Consider the following 17,209-nt stretch of genomic DNA (forward strand, 5'->3'; position numbering starts at 1 on the left):
TCATGATGCAGCGGACGGCTGCCTACACGGGCACGATCAAGTGGGGTTTCCCCATATCGCGTGTGTACGTCAACGTCTGCCATGTTCCCGACTGCGCCTGCCCTGCCCGAGGGAAACCGATCGTCATCGCGCTGTGGTCGACCATCCACCGGTTGCGCGCGTGGTACGCGGCCGTGTTCAGTTCCGGGGCTCGGAGCTGGACGATGTCTGTGAGGCGGTCACGCACCCGGACGATGGCCTGCCGTGCCTCCTCCGGCTGCTGCTCCACCGTGCCGGGGACGACCACGGTCAGACCTGCCTCGGTGTTGCGGGCAAGCCAGAGCAGCGCGAGGGAGTCGATGCCCCTCGCACCGCCGACGTAGAAGTGCGCACCGTCCGCGAAGGGTCCGAGGTACTCACCGAACAGAGCGGTGTACTCGGTGGGACCACGATGCCCCGTGCTGCGGGTGCCGGTGATGGTCACCGAGCGCTCAGTCAAGATCGACTCCGGGGGCGCGTAGTGGCCATGACCATCGAGGTCTACCGGATCGACCCGCGGACCGGCGCGCGGACCCAGGTGCGGGAGAAGCGGACCGTCACCCCGGACTCGCTGCCGGAACTCTTCGGCCGGTTTCCGCCGTGTGCGCCTGTCCTCGTTGCCGCCGAGAGTGACCGGCGCCGGTGATGGTTCATGGATTCCCGGCGCCGTTCGCTAGTTTCGTCGAGCAACGGATTCTTCGGGCTCCGCGTATCTTTTTTTCCAGCCCTGCGGCCTATTCGCGTCGGAATCCCTCAGGTGCCGTTCCGGGCGTGGCGGTCGGCGGCGCTGTTCGGCACTTCGGTTTCCGCGGCGGCCGAAAACCGGGGCGCACGGCTTTCCTCGCCGACGAGCATGTCGGGGTCGAACATGATGATGACGGAGGCGATGACCAGGACACCGACCGGACCCGCGACCACCGGCAGCAGGAAGGTGAGCAGGTCCAACGAGTCCTCGGCGAGGCCGTCGACGGGCCCGTCGAGGTGGACGTGCATCGCGGCCATGCCGGTGTAGTGCATGCCGGCCACGGCCGCGCCCATCACCGCACTCGCCGCGATGGCGGCCCACAGCGCGCGCAGATTGATGGCGGCCCACAGCGCCGCCGTCGCCGCCAGCACGGCTATCAGGACGGACAGCACCACGGTCACCAGGTCGAACGACAGGTGACCGGAGAAGCGCATACTGCTCATGCCCAGGTAGTGCATGGCGGCGACACCGCCGCCGGTGATGATCCCCGCCACGCCGAGATTGAGCGGCGTGGCGCCCCGGTGGCCGACGATGAAGACGCCGATCGCGACCACGACCACGGCGACACCGAGGCTGAGGAAGGTCAGCGCCGTGTCATAGGTGATCGTCGCGCCGTGGACGTGGAAGCCCATCATGGCGATGAAGTGCATGGTCCATATGCCGGTGCCGAGGCACACGGCACCCAGCGCCAGCCACGCATTCCGGCGGCCCGAGCGGATCTTGCGAAGTGACCGGGTGATGCAGCGCAGGCCCAGCGCTCCTCCCACGCATGCCATCAGATAGGCGATGACCGGCGGAATCATCCCGAAGTCGAATTGTGTTACGGCCCCGTTCACCGAAATAACCCCGTCTCGCGATAGGCGCCATGCGGCACCACAGAACAAACGTTTCTGCGCGTTGCTGTCCGCAAACTATGCACAGGAATCCGTCCCCGCCACAAGGCATTCAGGGGATTGATTGAAACCTGAACTGTGTGGCATATGCGTTCGGTACATGCGTCAGCCGGGTCCGGAGCAGTCCGCCGGCACGCACGGCGCCGGGGAGTCATGTGACTCCCCGGCGCCGTCCCCCGTGTCCCCCGTGCCCCCGTGTCCCCGTCCACGGTGGTTCTTCGGTGGTTGCCCGGTGGCTACTCCGTCGCGATCGCGTTCAGGACGTTCATGCGGCCCGCGCGGAACGCCGGGATCAGTGCGGCGAACAGGCCCACGAAGGCGGAGGCGATGAAGACGCCGGTGATGGTCGGCCAGGGGATGTCCAGGACGTTCAGGCCCTCCAGGGCGAGGAGTTGCTGGGCGGTGGTGCCCCAGCCCATGCCGAGGCCGAGTCCGAGCAGGGCGCCGAAGAGGGCGATGACCACGGACTCCAGGCGGATCATGCGGCGCAGCTGGCGGCGGGAGAGGCCGATGGCGCGCAGCAGGCCGATCTCGCGGGTGCGTTCGACGACCGAGAGGGCCAGGGTGTTCACCACGCCGAGGACCGCGACGATGATCGCCAGGGCGAGGAGGCCGTAGACCATGTTCAGGAGCTGGCCTATCTGGTCCTTCAGTTCCTGCTTGTAGTCGGTCTGGTCGCGGACCTGGTACTGCGGGTAGGGGTCGAGGGACTTCTTCAGCGCCGCGTACGCCTGGTCCGTCCGGCCGTCCGCCGCCTTGGCGAACATGATCGTGTTCGGGGGGATCGCGGAGGCCGGGAGGTACTTCCGCATCGTGTCGATGCTGATGTACCGGGCACCCTGGTCGATCGCCGTGTCGTCGTCGGTGATGGCGGCGACCTTGAGCTTGGCCGTCCTGCCGCCCTCGAAGGCGACGGAGATCGTGTCGCCGATGCCGACGCCGTGCTTCTTCGCGTAGTCCGAGCCGACCGACATCGCGTCCGCGCCGTACGCGTCCGACAGGTCGCCGGCCGTGGTCGGGCGGCGCAGGTCCTCGGCGTAGGTGGCGTCGGCGGCCGTGACTCCGCTGTCGTCCTGCTTGCCGTCGGGCGAGGTCAGCGTGGCGTCGAGGACCTTGTAACGGGTGACGTGATCGAGGCCCGGCGTGTCCAGCATCGCCTGCTCGGCCTGCGGGACGATCCGCTGGTTGCCCTGGACGATGAAGTCCGCGCCGACCGACTTGTCCAGCTCGCTGGTGGCCGAGGCGACCATCGAGGAGCCGACCACCGACAGGCAGGCCACCAGGGCCAGGCCGATCATCAGGGCCGCGCCGGTCGCGCCGGTGCGGCGCGGGTTGCGCAGGGCGTTGCGCTCGGCCATGCGGCCCACCGGTCCGAAGGCCCGCAGCAGCACCGTGCTGATCACGCGGACGACCACACCGGCCAGCAGCGGGCCGATGACGACGAAGCCGATCAGCGACAGGACCACGCCCGCGCCGAGCATCAGCGCGCCGTCGCTCGCCTTGTCCGCCGTACCGGCCAGGTACAGCGCCGCGCCGCCCGCGCCCGTGAGGACGAGGCCGATCACTGCGCGCAGCACGCCCGCCCGGCCGTCGGCCGGAGTTCCGGCGTCGCGCAGCGCGGCCATCGGAGAGACCTTGCCGGCGCGGCGGGCCGGCAGATAGGCGGCGAGGACGGTGACCACGACACCGAGGACCAGGCCGACGACCGGGGTGGCCGCCTTCACCGTCAGGTCGTCGGTGGACAGGTTCATGCCCGCCGCCGACATCAGCTGCATCAGGCCGACCGCGATGCCGACCCCCGCCGCGACACCGAGGACCGACCCGACGACACCGAGGAACAGCGCCTCGATCAGCACCGAACGGTTGACCTGGCGGCGGGAGGAGCCGATGGCCCGCAGCAGGCCGATCTCGCGGGTGCGCTGGGCGACCAGCATCGAGAAGGTGTTGATGATCAGGAAGATGCCGACCAGGAACGCGATCCCGGCGAAGCCGAGCATGGCGTACTTGATGACGTCCATGAACTCGCCGACGTCCGAACGGGCCTCGTCGGACGCCTCCTTCGCCGTCTGGATCTTGTAGCCGGCGCCGCCGTCCAGGGCCCGGGAGACGTCCCGCTTGAGGGTCTCGTCGGAGACACCGGCCGCCGCCGTCACGTTGAGCTGGCTGAACCGGTCCGCGCCGCCGAGCAGTTGGCGCTGGGCTGTGGCGGTGTCGAAGTAGACCACCGCGGCGCCGGGGTTGGTGACGGTGAAGGAGGCGATACCGACGATCCGCGCCTTGAAGTCACCGGTCTGCGCGATGGTGCGCAGCTCGTCGCCGATCTTCAGGTCGTGCTTGTCGGCGGTGTCGGAGTCGACCATCGTCTCGGTGGGACCGCGCGGCGCGTGCCCCTCGGTGATTTCCATCGACCGCAGGTCGTTCCTGGTCCAGTTGCCGGCGATGGTCGGGGCGCCGCTGGTGGCTCCCACATTGTCGTTGGCGTCGTCGACGACCGTCACGTTCATCGAGACGACCGCGCCCTCGACCGCCCGCACGCCCTCCACCGAGCGGACCTTCTCCAGCTCGGACGCCGGCAGCGAGGCCGGCACCCCGCTCTGGGGCGTGTCCTCGGCTTCGGCGTCCTTCGGGGCGACCGTCACGTCCGAGGAGGTGACCGCGAAGAGCTTGTCGAACGTCGTGTTCATCGTGTCGGTGAACACCAGCGTGCCGCAGACGAACGCCACCGACAGCAGCACCGCCACCGCCGACAGCGCCATCCGGCCCTTGTGCGCGAAGAAGTTGCGCATCGAGGTCTTCAGCACGGTCATGACGTACGCCCCCGGGCGTCGAAGTCCTTCATCCGGTCCAGGACGGCGTCGGCGGTGGGGTTGCGCATCTCGTCGACGATGCGGCCGTCCGCCAGGTACAGCACCCGGTCCGCGTAGCTCGCGGCCACCGGGTCGTGGGTGACCATCACGATGGTCTGGCCCAGCTCGTCCACCGACTTGCGCAGGAAGCCCAGTACCTCCGCGCCCGCGCGGGAGTCCAGGTTGCCGGTCGGCTCGTCACCGAAGATGATCTCCGGCCGGGCGGCGAGCGCCCGCGCCACCGCCACCCGCTGCTGCTGGCCGCCGGAGAGCTGGGTGGGCCGGTGCTTGAGCCGCCCGGCCAGCCCCACGGTGTCCACGACCTGGCCGAGCCACGCCTTGTCGGGCTTGCGGCCGGCTATGTCCATCGGCAGCGTGATGTTCTCCAGCGCGTTCAGCGTCGGCAGCAGGTTGAACGCCTGGAAGATGAAACCGATCCGGTCCCGGCGCAGCTGCGTGAGCTTCTTGTCCTTCAGGCCGGTGATCTCGGTCTCGTCCAGGTAGATCTGCCCGGACGTCACCGTGTCGAGCCCGGCGAGGCAGTGCATCAGCGTCGACTTGCCGGAGCCCGACGGCCCCATGATCGCGGTGAACTCCCCCCGCGCGATGTCCACGTCGACCTGGTCCAGGGCGACGACGCGGGTCTCCCCCGACCCGTACGCCTTCACGACCTGCCGCGCCCGCGCGGCGACGGCCGTACGTCCTCCAGTACTCCCGTGCCTGGGAATGGTCACGGCCGATGTCATGGCAAGTCTCCTATGTCGGTCATCGAGTGAGCCGCCGGTGCCCCGGCGTACGTAACGCGTGTGAAGGCCGGGCGGCCGACGTGGCCGCCCCGCGAAAGAAGTCTGGCCGCCCGCGGTACCCGTCCGCGATGGTGTTCAGCGCAGTCTTCTCCTGAGGAAAACCCCACCCCCGAAGGTCCGGTTCACCGCCCCCCAGCGGCGTAAGGCAAGGTTAAGGACGGGGCCGCGCCCCTCTCGTCCTCCGTCGGTACGAACCCTCCCCGGGCCGTAGTACGGAGGTACCCCTAGGGGCAGTCCACCGAACGGTGGAGAACGTCTCAGGGTCGGTCTCCACCCTCGGGCCCACCCGGCCTGCACCCGGCCTGCCCCAGCCTGCGCCCGGCCTGCACCAGCCTGCCCCCGGCCTGCACCAGCCTGCCCCCGGCCGCGCGCTCCTGACCTCCCGGCCCGCGCTCTCCCGCCGCGTCCACATCAAGTGCGAAGCTGATGTCCCCGGTTGAGGAGGTCCGCACAGTGGACGGCGCGGTGGACGGCACGGTAGGCGGTTCGGCGGACGGCACCAAGGACGCGGTACGGGACACCGCGCGGGCCGGCGGCGGCGGACGGCGGGGCGCGGTCGTCGCCGCGCTCATGCTGGCGATGGCGCTGGCGGCCCTGGACGCCACGATCGTCTCCACCGCCGTCCCGCAGATCGTCGGCGACCTCGGCGGCTTCTCCGTCTTCTCCTGGCTCTTCTCCGGCTACCTGCTGGCCGTCACCGTCACCCTCCCCGTGTACGGCAAGCTCTCCGACACGTTCGGCCGCAAACCCGTCCTGGTCGCGGGCGCCGCCCTGTTCCTGCTGGGCTCACTGCTGTGCGCACTCGCCTGGAACATGGCCGCCCTGATCGCCTTCCGCGTCGTGCAGGGCCTGGGCGGCGGCGCGCTCCAGGGCACCGTGCAGACCCTCGCCGCCGACCTGTACCCGCTCAAGGACCGCCCGAAGATACAAGCGCGTCTCTCCACGGTGTGGGCGGTCTCCGCGGTCGCCGGGCCCGGCCTGGGCGGGGTCCTGGCCGCGTACGCCGACTGGCGGTGGATCTTCCTCGTCAACCTGCCGGTCGGCGCGGTCGCCCTGTGGCTCATCGTCCGCCACCTGCACGAGCCCGAGCGGAAGGATCACGGCACGCGCGCGCGTGTCGACTGGGCGGGCGCGCTCACGGTGTTCGCGTGCGGCGGCGTCCTGCTCACCGCGCTGGTGCAGGGCGGGGTGGCCTGGCCGTGGCTGTCCGCGCCGTCGCTCGCCCTGTTCGGGACGGGGCTGGTCCTGCTGGCGGCCGTCGTCGTGATCGAACGCCGGGCGGCCGACCCGATCATGCCCGGCTGGGTGTGGCGGCGCCGTACGATCGCCGCCGTCAACCTGGCGCTCGGCGCGCTCGGCCTGCTGATGGTGGCGCCCACGGTGTTCCTGCCGACGTACGCGCAGTCGGTGCTGGGACTGGCGCCGGTGGCCGCCGGGTTCGTGCTGTCGGTGTGGACGCTGAGCTGGCCGGTGTCGGCGGCGCTCAGTCAGCACGTGTACCGCAGGATCGGCTTCCGCGACACCGCCCTGCTCGGCATCGGCACCGCCTCGCTCATCCTGTTCGCGTTCCCGTTCCTGCCGTATCCCGGCGCGGCCTGGCAGCCGACGCTGCTGATGCTGCTGCTCGGCGCCGCGCTCGGCCTGTTCCAGCTCCCGCTGATCGTGGGCGTGCAGTCGACGGTCGGCTGGTCGGAGCGGGGCACCGCGACCGCGTCGATCCTGTTCTGCCGCCAGACCGGGCAGACCGTCGGCGCGGCCGTCTTCGGCGCCATCGCCAACGGGGTGCTGGCCGCGCGGCTCGGCGGCGCGAGCGACCTCGACTCGGTGACGCGGGCGCTGGACGGGGGTACGGGGGCGGGCGCGGGCGCGAACGCCGGTGCGGGTGCGGGTGCGGGTGCGGGCGTGGCGGACGAGGCCGTACGGCACGCCATCGCCGACGCCGTGCACGCCGTCTACCTCGGGGCGGCCGGGGCGGCGGCCCTGGCGTTCCTGGTGCTGCTGACGCTGGCCCCGCGGAAGTTCCCGGTCTTGAAGGACTGACGGGACCGACCGACCGACGGGACCGACGGGACTGACGGGACCGACGGGACTGACGGGACCGACGGGACTGACGGGACCGACGGGACTGGCGAGACCGACGGGACTGACGGTACCGACCGGCCGGGCTCGGTGGAGGCAGAGGCGGAAGCGGAAGCGGAGGCTCAAGTCGCGGCGGAACCGGGGGTTTCCACATACCGACCGCTCAGTTTGGGGAAAACCCCACACGCCCCGGAACCGGCCGGTAACGTGCGAGCACCGCACCCCCCACTCCCTGCGGTCCGTCCACAGCGGACCCGAGCCTCGCAAGGAGCACGGGATGTCCCATGACCCGTACACGTCACCATCCGCGCCCACCCGCGCCCCCACACCCGCACCCGCACCCGCACCGGAGGACTCCGCGACACTCCGCCTGCCCCAGATCCGCGCGCGCGGCGACGTACGCGCGCTGCGCGGCGCCTACCGCGGACTGCGGCGCGTCGCCACGTTCGCCGCGCTCGGCTACTTCCTGGCGTTCCTGTGCCTGGCCGCGTTCGCCCCGTCCGCGCTGACCGGTGACGTCACCGCCGGCCTGCCGCTCGGCATGCTCCTCGCACTGCTCCAACTGCCTGTCATCTGGCTGGCGATCGTCCTGTACGAGCAGATCGCGCGGCGCCGCGTCGACCCGCTCGTGGACCGTATGGAGGCAAAACGGTGACCGGCTTCAGCGACAGCGCCCAGGCGATGTCCCTGGTCGGCTTCTCCGCCGTCGCCGCCGTCACGCTGCTGCTGTGCGTGATGACCGGCCCCGACCGCGACGACCTGGACGAGTTCTACACCGGCTACGGCTCGCTGTCCGCGATGCGCAACGGAATGGCGATCGCCGGCGACTACATCTCCGCCGCGACCGTCCTCGGCACCGGCGGCGTGATCGCCCTGTTCGGCTTCGACGGGGTCGTGCTCGCCCTGAGCACCGCGCTCTCCCTGCTCCTGCTGATGGTCCTGATGGCCGAACCCCTGCGCAACGCGGGCCGGTTCACCATGGGCGACGTACTGGCCCGCCGGACGACCGGCCGGAGCGTGCGCGTCACCGCCTGCGCGGTCACCCTCGCGGCGCTGGTGCCGATGATGCTGGTGCAACTGGCCGGGACCGGGCAGCTGATGGCGTTCCTGCTCGGCTTCAGCAGCGAGTCGTACCAGACCGGCTGCGTCATCGGTGTGGGTGCGCTGATGATCAGTTACGCGGCGATCGGCGGCATGAAGGGCACGGCCCTCATCCAGATACTGAAGATCGTCATGCTGCTCGGCTCGGGCGCCGTGGTCACGCTGCTGCTCCTGCACCGGTTCGACTGGAACCCGGGCGCCCTGTTCGACGCCGCCGCCCGCAACAGCGGTGCGGGACAGGCGTTCCTGCACCCCGGCCTGGAGTACGCCGCCGGACCGCGGCCCGGCCTGGACATGCTCTCCTCCCAGCTCGCCGTGGTCCTCGGCGGTGCCTGCCTGCCGCACGTCACCATGCGCATGTACACCGCCTCCAGCGCCCGCCAGGTCCGCCGGTCGATGTCCTGGGCGGTCTCCCTGACGGCCCTGTTCGTGGTGGTCGTCACCGTGGTCGGGTTCGGGGCGACGGCGCTGGTCGGGCGGGAGACGGTCGCCGAGACCGACGCCGCCGGCAACTCTGCCTACTTGCTGGGCTCCCGCGCCGCCTTCGGCACCGACGTGACCATGGTGGAGACCGCCCTGTTCACCACCGTCGGCACCGCCATGTTCCTCACCCTGCTCGCCTCGGTCGCCGGCATGATCCTGGCCTGCGCCAACTCCCTCGCCCACGACGTCTTCGCCACCCGGACCCGCCCGCTCACGCCCCGCCGGGAGATGACGCTGGCCCGGCTGTCCGCCGTCGCCGTCGGCATTCCCACCATCGGCCTGGCCGTCTTGGTGCAGCACCGCAGCCTCCAGCCGCTGGCCACCCTCTCCTTCTGCCTGGGCGCGTCGGCCCTGTGCCCCGCCCTGGTCTACAGCCTCTTCTGGCGCCGCTACACCCGCGCCGGCCTGCTGTGGACCCTCATTGGCGGCAGCGCCGTCGTGCTCGCCCTCACCCCGGGCACCAGCCTGGTCTCCGGCACCCCCGTCGCCGCCTTCCCCGACGCCGACTTCAACTGGTTCCCGTTCACCACCACCGGCCTGGTCTCCATACCCGCCGGCTTCGCCTTCGGCTGGCTGGGCACGGTGCTCTCCGGCCGGAAACAGGCGGAGGAACAACGCGTACGGTACGAAGCGCTGGAGGCCGGCCTCTACGCGGGCACGGCGCGCGGCGGTTCCTGAGTCAGCCCGCGGCGGTTCCCGAGACACTCAGCGGTGGTTCCCGAGACACTCCGCGGCGGTTCCTGAGTCAGTCCGCGGCGGTTCCCGAGACACTCCGCAGTGGTTCCCGAGACCATCCGCGGCGGTTCCCGAGACACCCCCGCCGGTCACCGCGTGGCCCGCGCCGTCAGCGTGCGCAGGCGGCGGCGGACCCGGTCCGTCTGCGCCTGGACGTCGTCCCACCGCTCCCCGTGCTCGCGCAGCACCCGCTCCGTCTCCCGGGCGACCCGGGCCTCGTACGCCCGGGCCCCGGCGAGCACCTCGTCCGCCCGGGCCCGCGCCTCCTCCGGCAGCCGCCGAGCCGTCTCCTCGGCGTCGGCCAAGTCCCGTCCGGCGTCCTCCAGCAGCCGTTCGGCGCGCGCCAGCAGCTCCGCGTGGTGCGCGTCCACCGCCGCGGCGCGCTCGGCGTCCTCCCGCTCGGCCGCCGCCCACCGCGCCTCGTGCTCCCCGGCCTGCTCGGCGAGGATCCCGGCGCAGCGCCGCCGCGCCTCGCGCAGTACACCCAGTGCCTCACCGCGCCCCGCCTTCACCTCGCGCCGGGCCCCGATCCGCACCTCGTCGGCCTCGGCCCGCGCCGCGAGCAGCCGCTGCCGGGCCCACGCGTCGGCCTCGGCGCGTACGGCGTCGGCGTGCGCCCGCACGGACTCCGTCACGCCTTCCGCGTACGCCCGCGCCTCCTCCACCAGGCGCTCGCCGTCCGCCCGCGCCCGCTCGCGCAGGGCGTCCGCCTCTCCCCGCGCGCGCCGGAACAAGGCGTGTGCGCTCTCGCCGAGCGCCTCGTAGGTCTGCGGAGCCAGTCCGGCCACCGTCTCGCGCAGCCCGGCCAGTTCCTCCTCCATCTTCCGGGCCAGCACGGTGAGCCGGGCGGCCCGCTCCCAGGCGGCGTCACGCTCCTGGGAGAGGGCCGCGGCACACACCTCGACCTGCTCGGGCCGGTAGCCGCGTCCTCGTACGGTCACGAAACCGTGGGCCGGCACCGACGCGCTCGCGCTGCTCATGCGGGAACCCCTGTTCGCCCGACATCACATACCAAACGGACGAAAGGGACTTTAGGGATTAGACGTAAGTATTCATAATGTGACACTCCGTGGAGGCGTCACAGCAGTCACAGCAACCCGTCCCACATCTCCTCCAGCAGCACCGACCACCAGCTCTCCGGCGAACCGAGCGCCACCGCGTCCAGCGCGGCCAACTGCGCCTGGAAATCGACGGTCCAGCGACCCGCCTGCTCCTGGTTCAGCCCGTACCTCAGCCGCCACATCCGCCCCAGCAGCGCCAGGCAGCGCGCGAACTCCGGCAGCCCCGTGTTCACGAACTGCGGCGGCACCGGCGCACCGCCCGGCCCGGCCTCCACCGGCACCGCGACGATGTTCGCCGTCCCGTACTGCACACAGATCGCCTTGCCGAAGTCACTGCCCACGACCAGGTACGACCCGGCGTCCGAGGCCGGCTGGACCCCCCGCTCCGCCGCCAGCTCCGCCAGCGTCGGCACCGGACGGCCCGGCTGCGCCTGCGCCCAGAAGAACGGTCCCATGTCCACCGGCAGCCCGGCCACCACCAGCGTGTGCGCCACGACCGGCGGCACCCCCTGCCGGTCCACCGCCGCCTGCTCGAACCGGAACACCCCCGGCCCGAACGCCGCCGCCATCTCCTGCCCGATGCCCTCCGGCGGCAACGGCGGGGCCGGCTGCACCGCCGGCAACGGCGCGCGCACCGGCGCCGGACGCGCCGGACCGTCCGCGACCTGGTGCAACTCGCCCTGGTGACTCAGCAGCTGGGCCATGCCCTGCTGCCGGCTCGCGTGATCCGTGCCGTACGGCGCGATCGACGTGATCCGCGCCTGCGGCCACTGCTCCCGGATCATCCGCGCGCAGTAGGCGCCCGGCAGCTCACAGGACTCCAGCTCCGTGTGCAGCTCCAGCACCTGGTCCGGCGGCACGTTCATGGCCCGCAGCTCGTGGTAGATCTGCCACTCCGGGTGCGGGGTGCCCGGCGCGGACCGCCGGATCAGCTGCTGCTCGGAACCGTCCTGCGCCCGGTAGCGCAGCACCGCCTGGTAACCGGGACCGACGGTCGGCTGCCCGGCGGGCCGCGGCGGATACCCGTACGCCGGCGGCGGCACGGGGGCTTGGGGCACCGGCGGGGGCGGGGTCTGAGGGTGGGGCTGCGGCTGCGGCTGACCAGGCGGGGGGACGGCGCCCTGCGGGTGGGGCTGCGGGTGGGGCTGCGGGTGGGGCTGCGGCTGCGGTGGCGCGGGGGGCGGTACGGCGCCCTGCGGCATCGCCTGCGGTGCGCCCGGCGGCATGCCGGGGGCGTGCGGGGGCGGGGGTACGCCGGGGCCGTGCGGGGGCGCGGCCGGCCCGGCGGGGGCGTGCTGAACACCGGCCTGCGCCCCTGCGGGACCGGGCACGCCGGGCACGCCGGGGGCGGCGGGAGGTGCCGCGGGGGCACCCGGAACACCGGGCGGCATCGGAGGGGGCGGCTGCGTCACGCCAGGGGCGCCAGCAGCCTGCGGCACACCGGAGGGCTGGGGCGGAGCGCCCGGCACCGGCGGCGCGGCGGGCGGCTGCGGCACACCGGAGGACTGGGACGGCGCCCCCGCCACCGGCGGCGCCCCCGGCACCGGCGGCCCGGACGGGTTTCCCGGCCGCGTGTCAGGCGCCGCCTGCGGAGGCAGCGGCACGCCCGGCACCGAAGGGGTCGACGGCGTACCCGACCCGGCCGCCTCCCCCGTAGCCGTATCCGTAGCTGTGGCCGTATCCGTAGCCGTGGCCGTAGCCGTACCTGCCCCCGCCCCCGCCCCCGTACCCGTCCCCTTCGTCCGCGGCAGCCCGCCGCCCCGCGTCAGCCGAGCCGTGCCGGCGTCCACGATCGCCCCGGCCGGCTCGGCGTCGTCAGTATCAATGGCGTCGGCGTCAGCGTCGGCGGCCGTGTCGTCATCGCTCAACTGCGACGCGAACACGGTCTCGGGCAGCGGAACGGAACGGTCCTCACCCCCGTCCCCGTTGGTGTCGGTCCCGGCCCACGGCGTGTCCCCCGAAACAGCCGAAGCAGCCAAAGCAGCCGAAGCACCCGGAACCCCCGGGCCCCCCGCACCCGCCTCCGTCCCACCCCCACGCCGCCGGTCCGGAATCCCCAGCTTGTCCGCCGCCTCCTGCAACCACTCCGGCGGACTCAGCAGGAACGACGTCTGGTTCAGATCCGCCCGCGCCGCCGGCACCGGCCCGGCGACCACCTCCGAGCGGCCGTACTCCTCCTCGTACCGGCGGATCACCTCACCCACCGGCAGCCCCGGCCACAGCGTCGCGTCCCCGCTGTCCCGGGCGATCACCAACCGCTGCGCACCGCCGTCCGAACGCGGCCCGCCCTCCCGGTCCTCGCCCCACACCACGAACCCGAGCCCGAACTCCCGCACCCGCACCGCACGGTGCTGGTACGCCGGAACGTCCCCGTTGATCCATTCCTCGGCGCGCTCCTGCGCCTGCGCGAACGTCACCATCGCCAGCTCACTCTCCCGCAGCCGCCGCGGACGACACCGGCACCGCCCGCGCGAACCCGCCGTCCACCATCAGATCCGCCACCGTCTCCAGCTCCGGCGGCGACCCCGCCAGCCGCGACAGGAACGCGTCGAAGTCCTCGCCGCACGGCAACAGCAACCGCTCCGCCCGCTCGGCCGGCGACCACCCCGGATCGACGTCCCGCGCGTCGTCGTACGCGCAGAACCACACCGAACCGGTGCGCTCGCCCTTCACCTTCACCGCCAGCAGCCCGCCCTGTACGAACGCGACACCCAGATAGTCCTTGGTCAGGTGGTCCCGCAGACACTTGTTGACATAGACCAGGTCATTGACCGCCGCCTCCTCACGCACCGTGAAGAACGGCTGATCGACCAGCAGCCCCAACTCCGCGTCCAGCGCCGTCCCCACCGGCGCACAGCCCCCCGCCGCCTTCAGGAACGACCGGTACGCGCCCGGCAACCGGTACCCGAGGTCCTCCTCCACCCCCAGCACCTGCTGCTCCGACACCGCCACCCCCGACTTCGGCAGACCGAAATGGGCCGGACGCGTCTCCTCCAACGGCCGCGTCCCCCGCTTGCCCTGGTCCACCGCCGCCGTCGCGATGCCGCCGTGATGCCGCAGCAACGCCTTCACCTCGACCGGCACCAGCTCCAGCCGCCGCGACCCCACCACGTGGTGCCACGTCCAGCCGTGCGGCGTCGCCACCGCCGGCACCGTGTCCCACAACTCGTGACCCGACGCGGACAACGCCGCGTTCGCCGACACGTAGTCCGTCAGCCGCAACTCGTCGACACCGAACCCGCCCGGCGGCTCCGCGACCTCCGCCGCCGCCCGCGCGTACGGCGAGAAATCCGGGTAACCGCTGCCGTCCACCCGTACCCCTCGCGGGTGACGCGCCGCCCGCACCGGATCGGGAAAATGCACGACCTGCCCGGCGTAGGCCGCGTTCGGCGGCACGGCCCGTCCCTCAACCTGGCGGCCGGGAGGAACCCCCAGCCCGAGCCGACCTGTCGTCATGGCGGTTGCCCCCTGCGGCGTATGTCCGTCAGCCGTCCGTACGGACGCTGTGTCTGACTGTCTGGAGCTGACTGAAACTGTATGGAGCTGTAAGGAGTTGCGTGAGGCTGTACGGGGTTGTACGCAACCGGTCCGAAAACACGTCCGGAACCGCCAGGAACCCCGCACCACACGCGGTGACGACAGCCTATGCGGTACAACGACACCGGTCACCGGCACCAGCCGCCGGCACCGACGGCCCACCCCTCCACTTCCGTGACCATCCGTCACGTACCGGTGACAGACCGCCCATAACCGGGCGTGTCGCCACGCCCCAGCTTCCCCACCAGCCACGCCATTTGGCAGTCTGTGACCACCGGGGGAGGTTCAGGAGGGGATGACGTTCATGAGCGCGACACAGACGGGACACCGGACCGGCAGGTCCGACGACCCCCGCACCGGCGACCCCCGCATCGGCTGGAGCAGCGCCGAAACACCCCACGCCCCCACCCTGCGCCACCGCCGCGACGGCATCCTCCCCACCGTCGCCGCCGCCCTCTCCGTCCGCGGCACCACCCTCACCGGCACCGCCGCCCGCGGCGACACACCCCCCGCCCTGCACCCCCTCGTACAGGACTTCCTCGACACCCTCACCAGCTCACAACGCGACCGCTTCACCGGCCGCTGCGCCGAGACCATCCTCATCTCCCGGCACCTCACCACCGCCGACGCCGCCCGCAGCAAACGCGCCGCCCGCAGACCCATGACCAACGGCGAGGCCCGCAAGGCCCTCAAACACGCCAAACTCACCACCCGTCACATCCGCGAGGACGGCGACCCCCTGCACGGCACCTTCGCCCCGCCCTGCCGCACCTGCACCGCCCTCAGCGCCCACTTCGGCGTCCGCATCGTCGACCCCACGCCGACCACCGGCTGACCCCACCCGCAACCCCCGTACGGACGACGAACGAAGGCCGATGCACCCCGACCGCACCAAGACCAGCACCACCCGGTTCCCCGTCCCCGTCGACGCCGCCCTGCGCGACGCCGGCTGGCAACCCGGACGCTGGGACATCGAACAAGCCGAATACTGGGCCGACACCCTCCGCGGCCACACCTCACCCGCCGGCCACCGCCACACCGTCTTCCCCGCCGCCGTCGAAGCCTGGGCCGAATTCGGCGGCCTCACCCTCACCCCCACCGGACCCGGCCGGCAGATCGCCCCCGCCCCCCTCCACCTCGACCCCCTGCACGGCCTCCACCTCGCCCGCACCCTCGGCGACCTCGGCCGCGCCCTCGACACCGAGGTCTGCCCCCTCGGCACCGAGACCGACACCCAGGCCCTCCTCGCCATCGACACCCACGGCCGCGTCTACGCCCTCGACCACACCGGCGACTGGTACCTCGGCCCCGACATCGACCACGCCCTCGGCGCCCTCGTCACCGGCGCCGAACCTGCCCGCCTCAGCACCGTCTGACTCATCTGGCTCACCTGACTCATCTGTCTCACCTGACTCGTCCGTCTCACCTGACTCGTCCGTCTCACGAAACAGACGAAGCGGGAATCACCGCCGACACCCGGAAACCCCCCGCATCCGTCGGCCCCGACACGAACACCCCGCCCAGCGCCGCGACCCGCTCCTTCATCCCCACCAGACCGTTGCCCCCCGACGGCAGCCCCGCCGCCGACGCCGACGCCGGCTCCGGCGGCGGATCGTTCTCCACCTGCATCGCGATCTCCGACGCCCGATGCGCCAGCCGCACGTACGTCTTCGCACCCGACGCGTGCTTGTGCACGTTCGTCAACGCCTCCTGCACCACCCGGAACGCCGTCTGCTCCACCACCGGCGCATACGACCGCGACTCCCCCTGCACCGACAGGTCCACCACCATCCCCGCCGCCGCCGACTGCCCCACCAACTCGTCCAGCTCCGCCAACGACGGCCCCTCCCCGTCCGCCTCGGCCGCCCGCGAAGCCGCCGCCGCGGCCGCCGCCCCCACCGCCGCCAACGGCACCGACGCCCGCTCCCGCGGCGTCTCCTGCCCCCCGCTGCGCAACACCCCGAGCATCTCCCGCAACTCGGTCAGCGCCTGCCGCCCCATGTCCCCCACCAGCGCGGCGTTCTTCACCGCCTTCTCCGGATCCTTCCGCGCCACCGCCTGAAGCGCGGCGGCGTGCACCACCATCAGGCTCACCCGATGCGCGACCACGTCGTGCATCTCCCGCGCGATCCGCGTCCGCTCCTCATTGCGCGCCCACTCGGCCCGCTCCTCCGCCCGCTCCGCGAGCAACTGGAGCTCCCGCTCCAGATCGTCCGCCCGCTCCCGCAAGCTCTCCATCAGCCGCCGCCGCGCCCCCACGTACAGCCCCAGCAGCACCGGAGGCGCCGTCAGCCCCAACGACGTCGTGACAGCGGCGAACGGCACGAACCAGTCGCCGATCCCCAGATCCCCCCGCGCCATGTCCTGCCGCACCCGCACGAACGTCACGATCAACGTCCCCAGCAGCGACATCCCCGCCAGCGACCCGATGATCCGGCGCGGCAGCTCACACGCCGCCAGCGTGTACAGACCGACGATCCCCATCAGGAAGCCCATCTGCGCCGGCGTGACGGCGATCGCCACCAGCACCACCGCGATCGGCCACTTCCGCCGCACCAGCAGCACCGAGCCGGCCAGCAGACCGAACAGCACCCCCGCCGCGGCCGGAATCCCCGCGTCCCACGCGAACGGAACCCCCTCCGCCGCGCACTCCAGCGCCGACACCGCCGCGAGGCCCACATCGAGCACCGCACCGCGCCGCCGCTCCCACCACCAAGGCCCTCCGCGGGCCGTCACCTGCATGTCCCCCGTCGTGGTCATGCCTCCAGCCTACGGGCGCGCGGCAGCGCATTTCCGGGGAGTTTCGATGGATTGGGCCGCACCACGGAGGGTGACAGTACGGTAGCGATACGACGCGATATCCCTCGAACGCGTGAACCGATCACCGACCACCCCCGGAGCCCCA

The 17,209-nt window shown here is 72.1% G+C and carries 14 protein-coding genes; 6 read left to right on the forward strand and 8 right to left on the reverse strand.

Going from position 1 to position 17,209, the window contains the following annotated elements; translation table 11 throughout:
- Positions 1-22: 22 nt before the first annotated feature.
- The gene (locus tag ACIQR3_RS10650) at positions 23-478 is read right to left on the reverse strand and encodes a hypothetical protein (protein WP_403537020.1); all 456 of its coding nucleotides are present in this window, start codon (positions 476-478) and stop codon (positions 23-25) included.
- A 27-nt stretch (positions 479-505) separates the two neighbouring features.
- On the opposite strand from ACIQR3_RS10650, the gene ACIQR3_RS10655 reads away from it, so the two are divergent.
- Positions 506-664 carry a hypothetical protein gene (locus ACIQR3_RS10655; protein WP_403537023.1) on the forward strand — a complete coding sequence of 53 codons (159 nt, stop codon included), beginning with the start codon at positions 506-508 and terminating at the stop codon, positions 662-664.
- Positions 665-771: 107 nt separating this feature from the next.
- Here ACIQR3_RS10655 and ACIQR3_RS10660 read toward each other — a convergent pair whose 3' ends face one another.
- The 3 genes from ACIQR3_RS10660 to ACIQR3_RS10670 all read right to left on the reverse strand — a co-directional run bounded on the left by ACIQR3_RS10660 (position 772) and on the right by ACIQR3_RS10670 (position 5,248).
- Positions 772-1,647: an MHYT domain-containing protein gene (locus tag ACIQR3_RS10660; protein WP_403537026.1), complete on the reverse strand. Its 876-nt coding sequence runs from the start codon at positions 1,645-1,647 to the stop codon at positions 772-774.
- Positions 1,648-1,892: 245 nt separating this feature from the next.
- On the reverse strand, positions 1,893-4,463 hold the full coding sequence (locus ACIQR3_RS10665; protein ID WP_403537029.1) for an ABC transporter permease: 2,571 nt from the start codon (positions 4,461-4,463) through the stop codon (positions 1,893-1,895).
- On the reverse strand, positions 4,460-5,248 hold the full coding sequence (locus ACIQR3_RS10670) for an ABC transporter ATP-binding protein (RefSeq protein WP_403537032.1): 789 nt from the start codon (positions 5,246-5,248) through the stop codon (positions 4,460-4,462). The genes ACIQR3_RS10665 and ACIQR3_RS10670 overlap by 4 nt, the downstream gene beginning before the upstream one ends.
- Before the next feature lie 525 nt (positions 5,249-5,773).
- Between ACIQR3_RS10670 and ACIQR3_RS10675 the strand changes: the two genes are divergently transcribed.
- The 3 genes from ACIQR3_RS10675 to ACIQR3_RS10685 all read left to right on the forward strand — a co-directional run bounded on the left by ACIQR3_RS10675 (position 5,774) and on the right by ACIQR3_RS10685 (position 9,649).
- Entirely contained in the window at positions 5,774-7,348 is a 1,575-nt protein-coding gene (locus ACIQR3_RS10675) for an MFS transporter (RefSeq protein ID WP_403537034.1), read from the forward strand.
- Positions 7,349-7,664: 316 nt separating this feature from the next.
- A complete protein-coding gene (locus ACIQR3_RS10680; protein ID WP_403537037.1) occupies positions 7,665-8,042 on the forward strand; it encodes a DUF485 domain-containing protein in 378 nt (125 codons plus the stop codon).
- Complete coding sequence (locus ACIQR3_RS10685; RefSeq protein WP_403537039.1) at positions 8,039-9,649, forward strand: cation acetate symporter; 1,611 nt, start codon at positions 8,039-8,041, stop codon at positions 9,647-9,649. Before ACIQR3_RS10680 ends, ACIQR3_RS10685 begins: the two co-directional genes overlap by 4 nt.
- A gap of 146 nt (positions 9,650-9,795) precedes the next feature.
- Here ACIQR3_RS10685 and ACIQR3_RS10690 read toward each other — a convergent pair whose 3' ends face one another.
- From ACIQR3_RS10690 to ACIQR3_RS10700, 3 genes are all read right to left on the reverse strand, one after another.
- The gene (locus ACIQR3_RS10690) at positions 9,796-10,686 is read right to left on the reverse strand and encodes a cellulose-binding protein (RefSeq protein WP_403537042.1); all 891 of its coding nucleotides are present in this window, start codon (positions 10,684-10,686) and stop codon (positions 9,796-9,798) included.
- 107 nt (positions 10,687-10,793) lie between these two features.
- Complete coding sequence (locus ACIQR3_RS10695) at positions 10,794-13,187, reverse strand: SUKH-4 family immunity protein (protein WP_403537045.1); 2,394 nt, start codon at positions 13,185-13,187, stop codon at positions 10,794-10,796.
- 7 nt (positions 13,188-13,194) lie between these two features.
- Entirely contained in the window at positions 13,195-14,223 is a 1,029-nt protein-coding gene (locus tag ACIQR3_RS10700) for an SMI1/KNR4 family protein (RefSeq protein WP_403537047.1), read from the reverse strand.
- Positions 14,224-14,608: 385 nt separating this feature from the next.
- On the opposite strand from ACIQR3_RS10700, the gene ACIQR3_RS10705 reads away from it, so the two are divergent.
- Complete coding sequence (locus tag ACIQR3_RS10705) at positions 14,609-15,139, forward strand: YwqJ-related putative deaminase (RefSeq protein ID WP_215171584.1); 531 nt, start codon at positions 14,609-14,611, stop codon at positions 15,137-15,139.
- A 40-nt stretch (positions 15,140-15,179) separates the two neighbouring features.
- Positions 15,180-15,680, forward strand: a complete 501-nt coding sequence (locus tag ACIQR3_RS10710) for an SUKH-3 domain-containing protein (protein WP_403537050.1) — start codon at positions 15,180-15,182, stop codon at positions 15,678-15,680.
- A 64-nt stretch (positions 15,681-15,744) separates the two neighbouring features.
- Here the strand turns inward: ACIQR3_RS10710 and ACIQR3_RS10715 are convergent, their stop codons facing one another.
- Entirely contained in the window at positions 15,745-17,064 is a 1,320-nt protein-coding gene (locus tag ACIQR3_RS10715) for a sensor histidine kinase (RefSeq protein WP_403537053.1), read from the reverse strand.
- Positions 17,065-17,209: the final 145 nt, after the last annotated feature.

It is taken from the genome of Streptomyces sp. NPDC090994, from assembly GCF_044768905.1.
Classification (GTDB): Bacteria; Actinomycetota; Actinomycetes; order Streptomycetales; family Streptomycetaceae; genus Streptomyces.

Excerpts from the sequence above, each read along its gene's own strand:
- ACIQR3_RS10695 (WP_403537045.1), bottom strand. The coding sequence starts at position 13,187 with ATGGTGACGTTCGCGCAGGCGCAGGAGCGCGCCGAGGAATGGATCAAC.
- ACIQR3_RS10700 (WP_403537047.1), bottom strand. The coding sequence starts at position 14,223 with ATGACGACAGGTCGGCTCGGGCTGGGGGTTCCTCCCGGCCGCCAGGTT.
- ACIQR3_RS10665 (WP_403537029.1), bottom strand. The coding sequence starts at position 4,463 with ATGACCGTGCTGAAGACCTCGATGCGCAACTTCTTCGCGCACAAGGGC.
- ACIQR3_RS10715 (WP_403537053.1), bottom strand. The coding sequence starts at position 17,064 with ATGACCACGACGGGGGACATGCAGGTGACGGCCCGCGGAGGGCCTTGG.
- ACIQR3_RS10710 (WP_403537050.1), top strand. The coding sequence starts at position 15,180 with ATGCACCCCGACCGCACCAAGACCAGCACCACCCGGTTCCCCGTCCCC.
- ACIQR3_RS10680 (WP_403537037.1), top strand. The coding sequence starts at position 7,665 with ATGTCCCATGACCCGTACACGTCACCATCCGCGCCCACCCGCGCCCCC.
- ACIQR3_RS10705 (WP_215171584.1), top strand. The coding sequence starts at position 14,609 with ATGAGCGCGACACAGACGGGACACCGGACCGGCAGGTCCGACGACCCC.
- ACIQR3_RS10655 (WP_403537023.1), top strand. The coding sequence starts at position 506 with ATGACCATCGAGGTCTACCGGATCGACCCGCGGACCGGCGCGCGGACC.
- ACIQR3_RS10670 (WP_403537032.1), bottom strand. The coding sequence starts at position 5,248 with ATGACATCGGCCGTGACCATTCCCAGGCACGGGAGTACTGGAGGACGT.
- ACIQR3_RS10690 (WP_403537042.1), bottom strand. The coding sequence starts at position 10,686 with ATGAGCAGCGCGAGCGCGTCGGTGCCGGCCCACGGTTTCGTGACCGTA.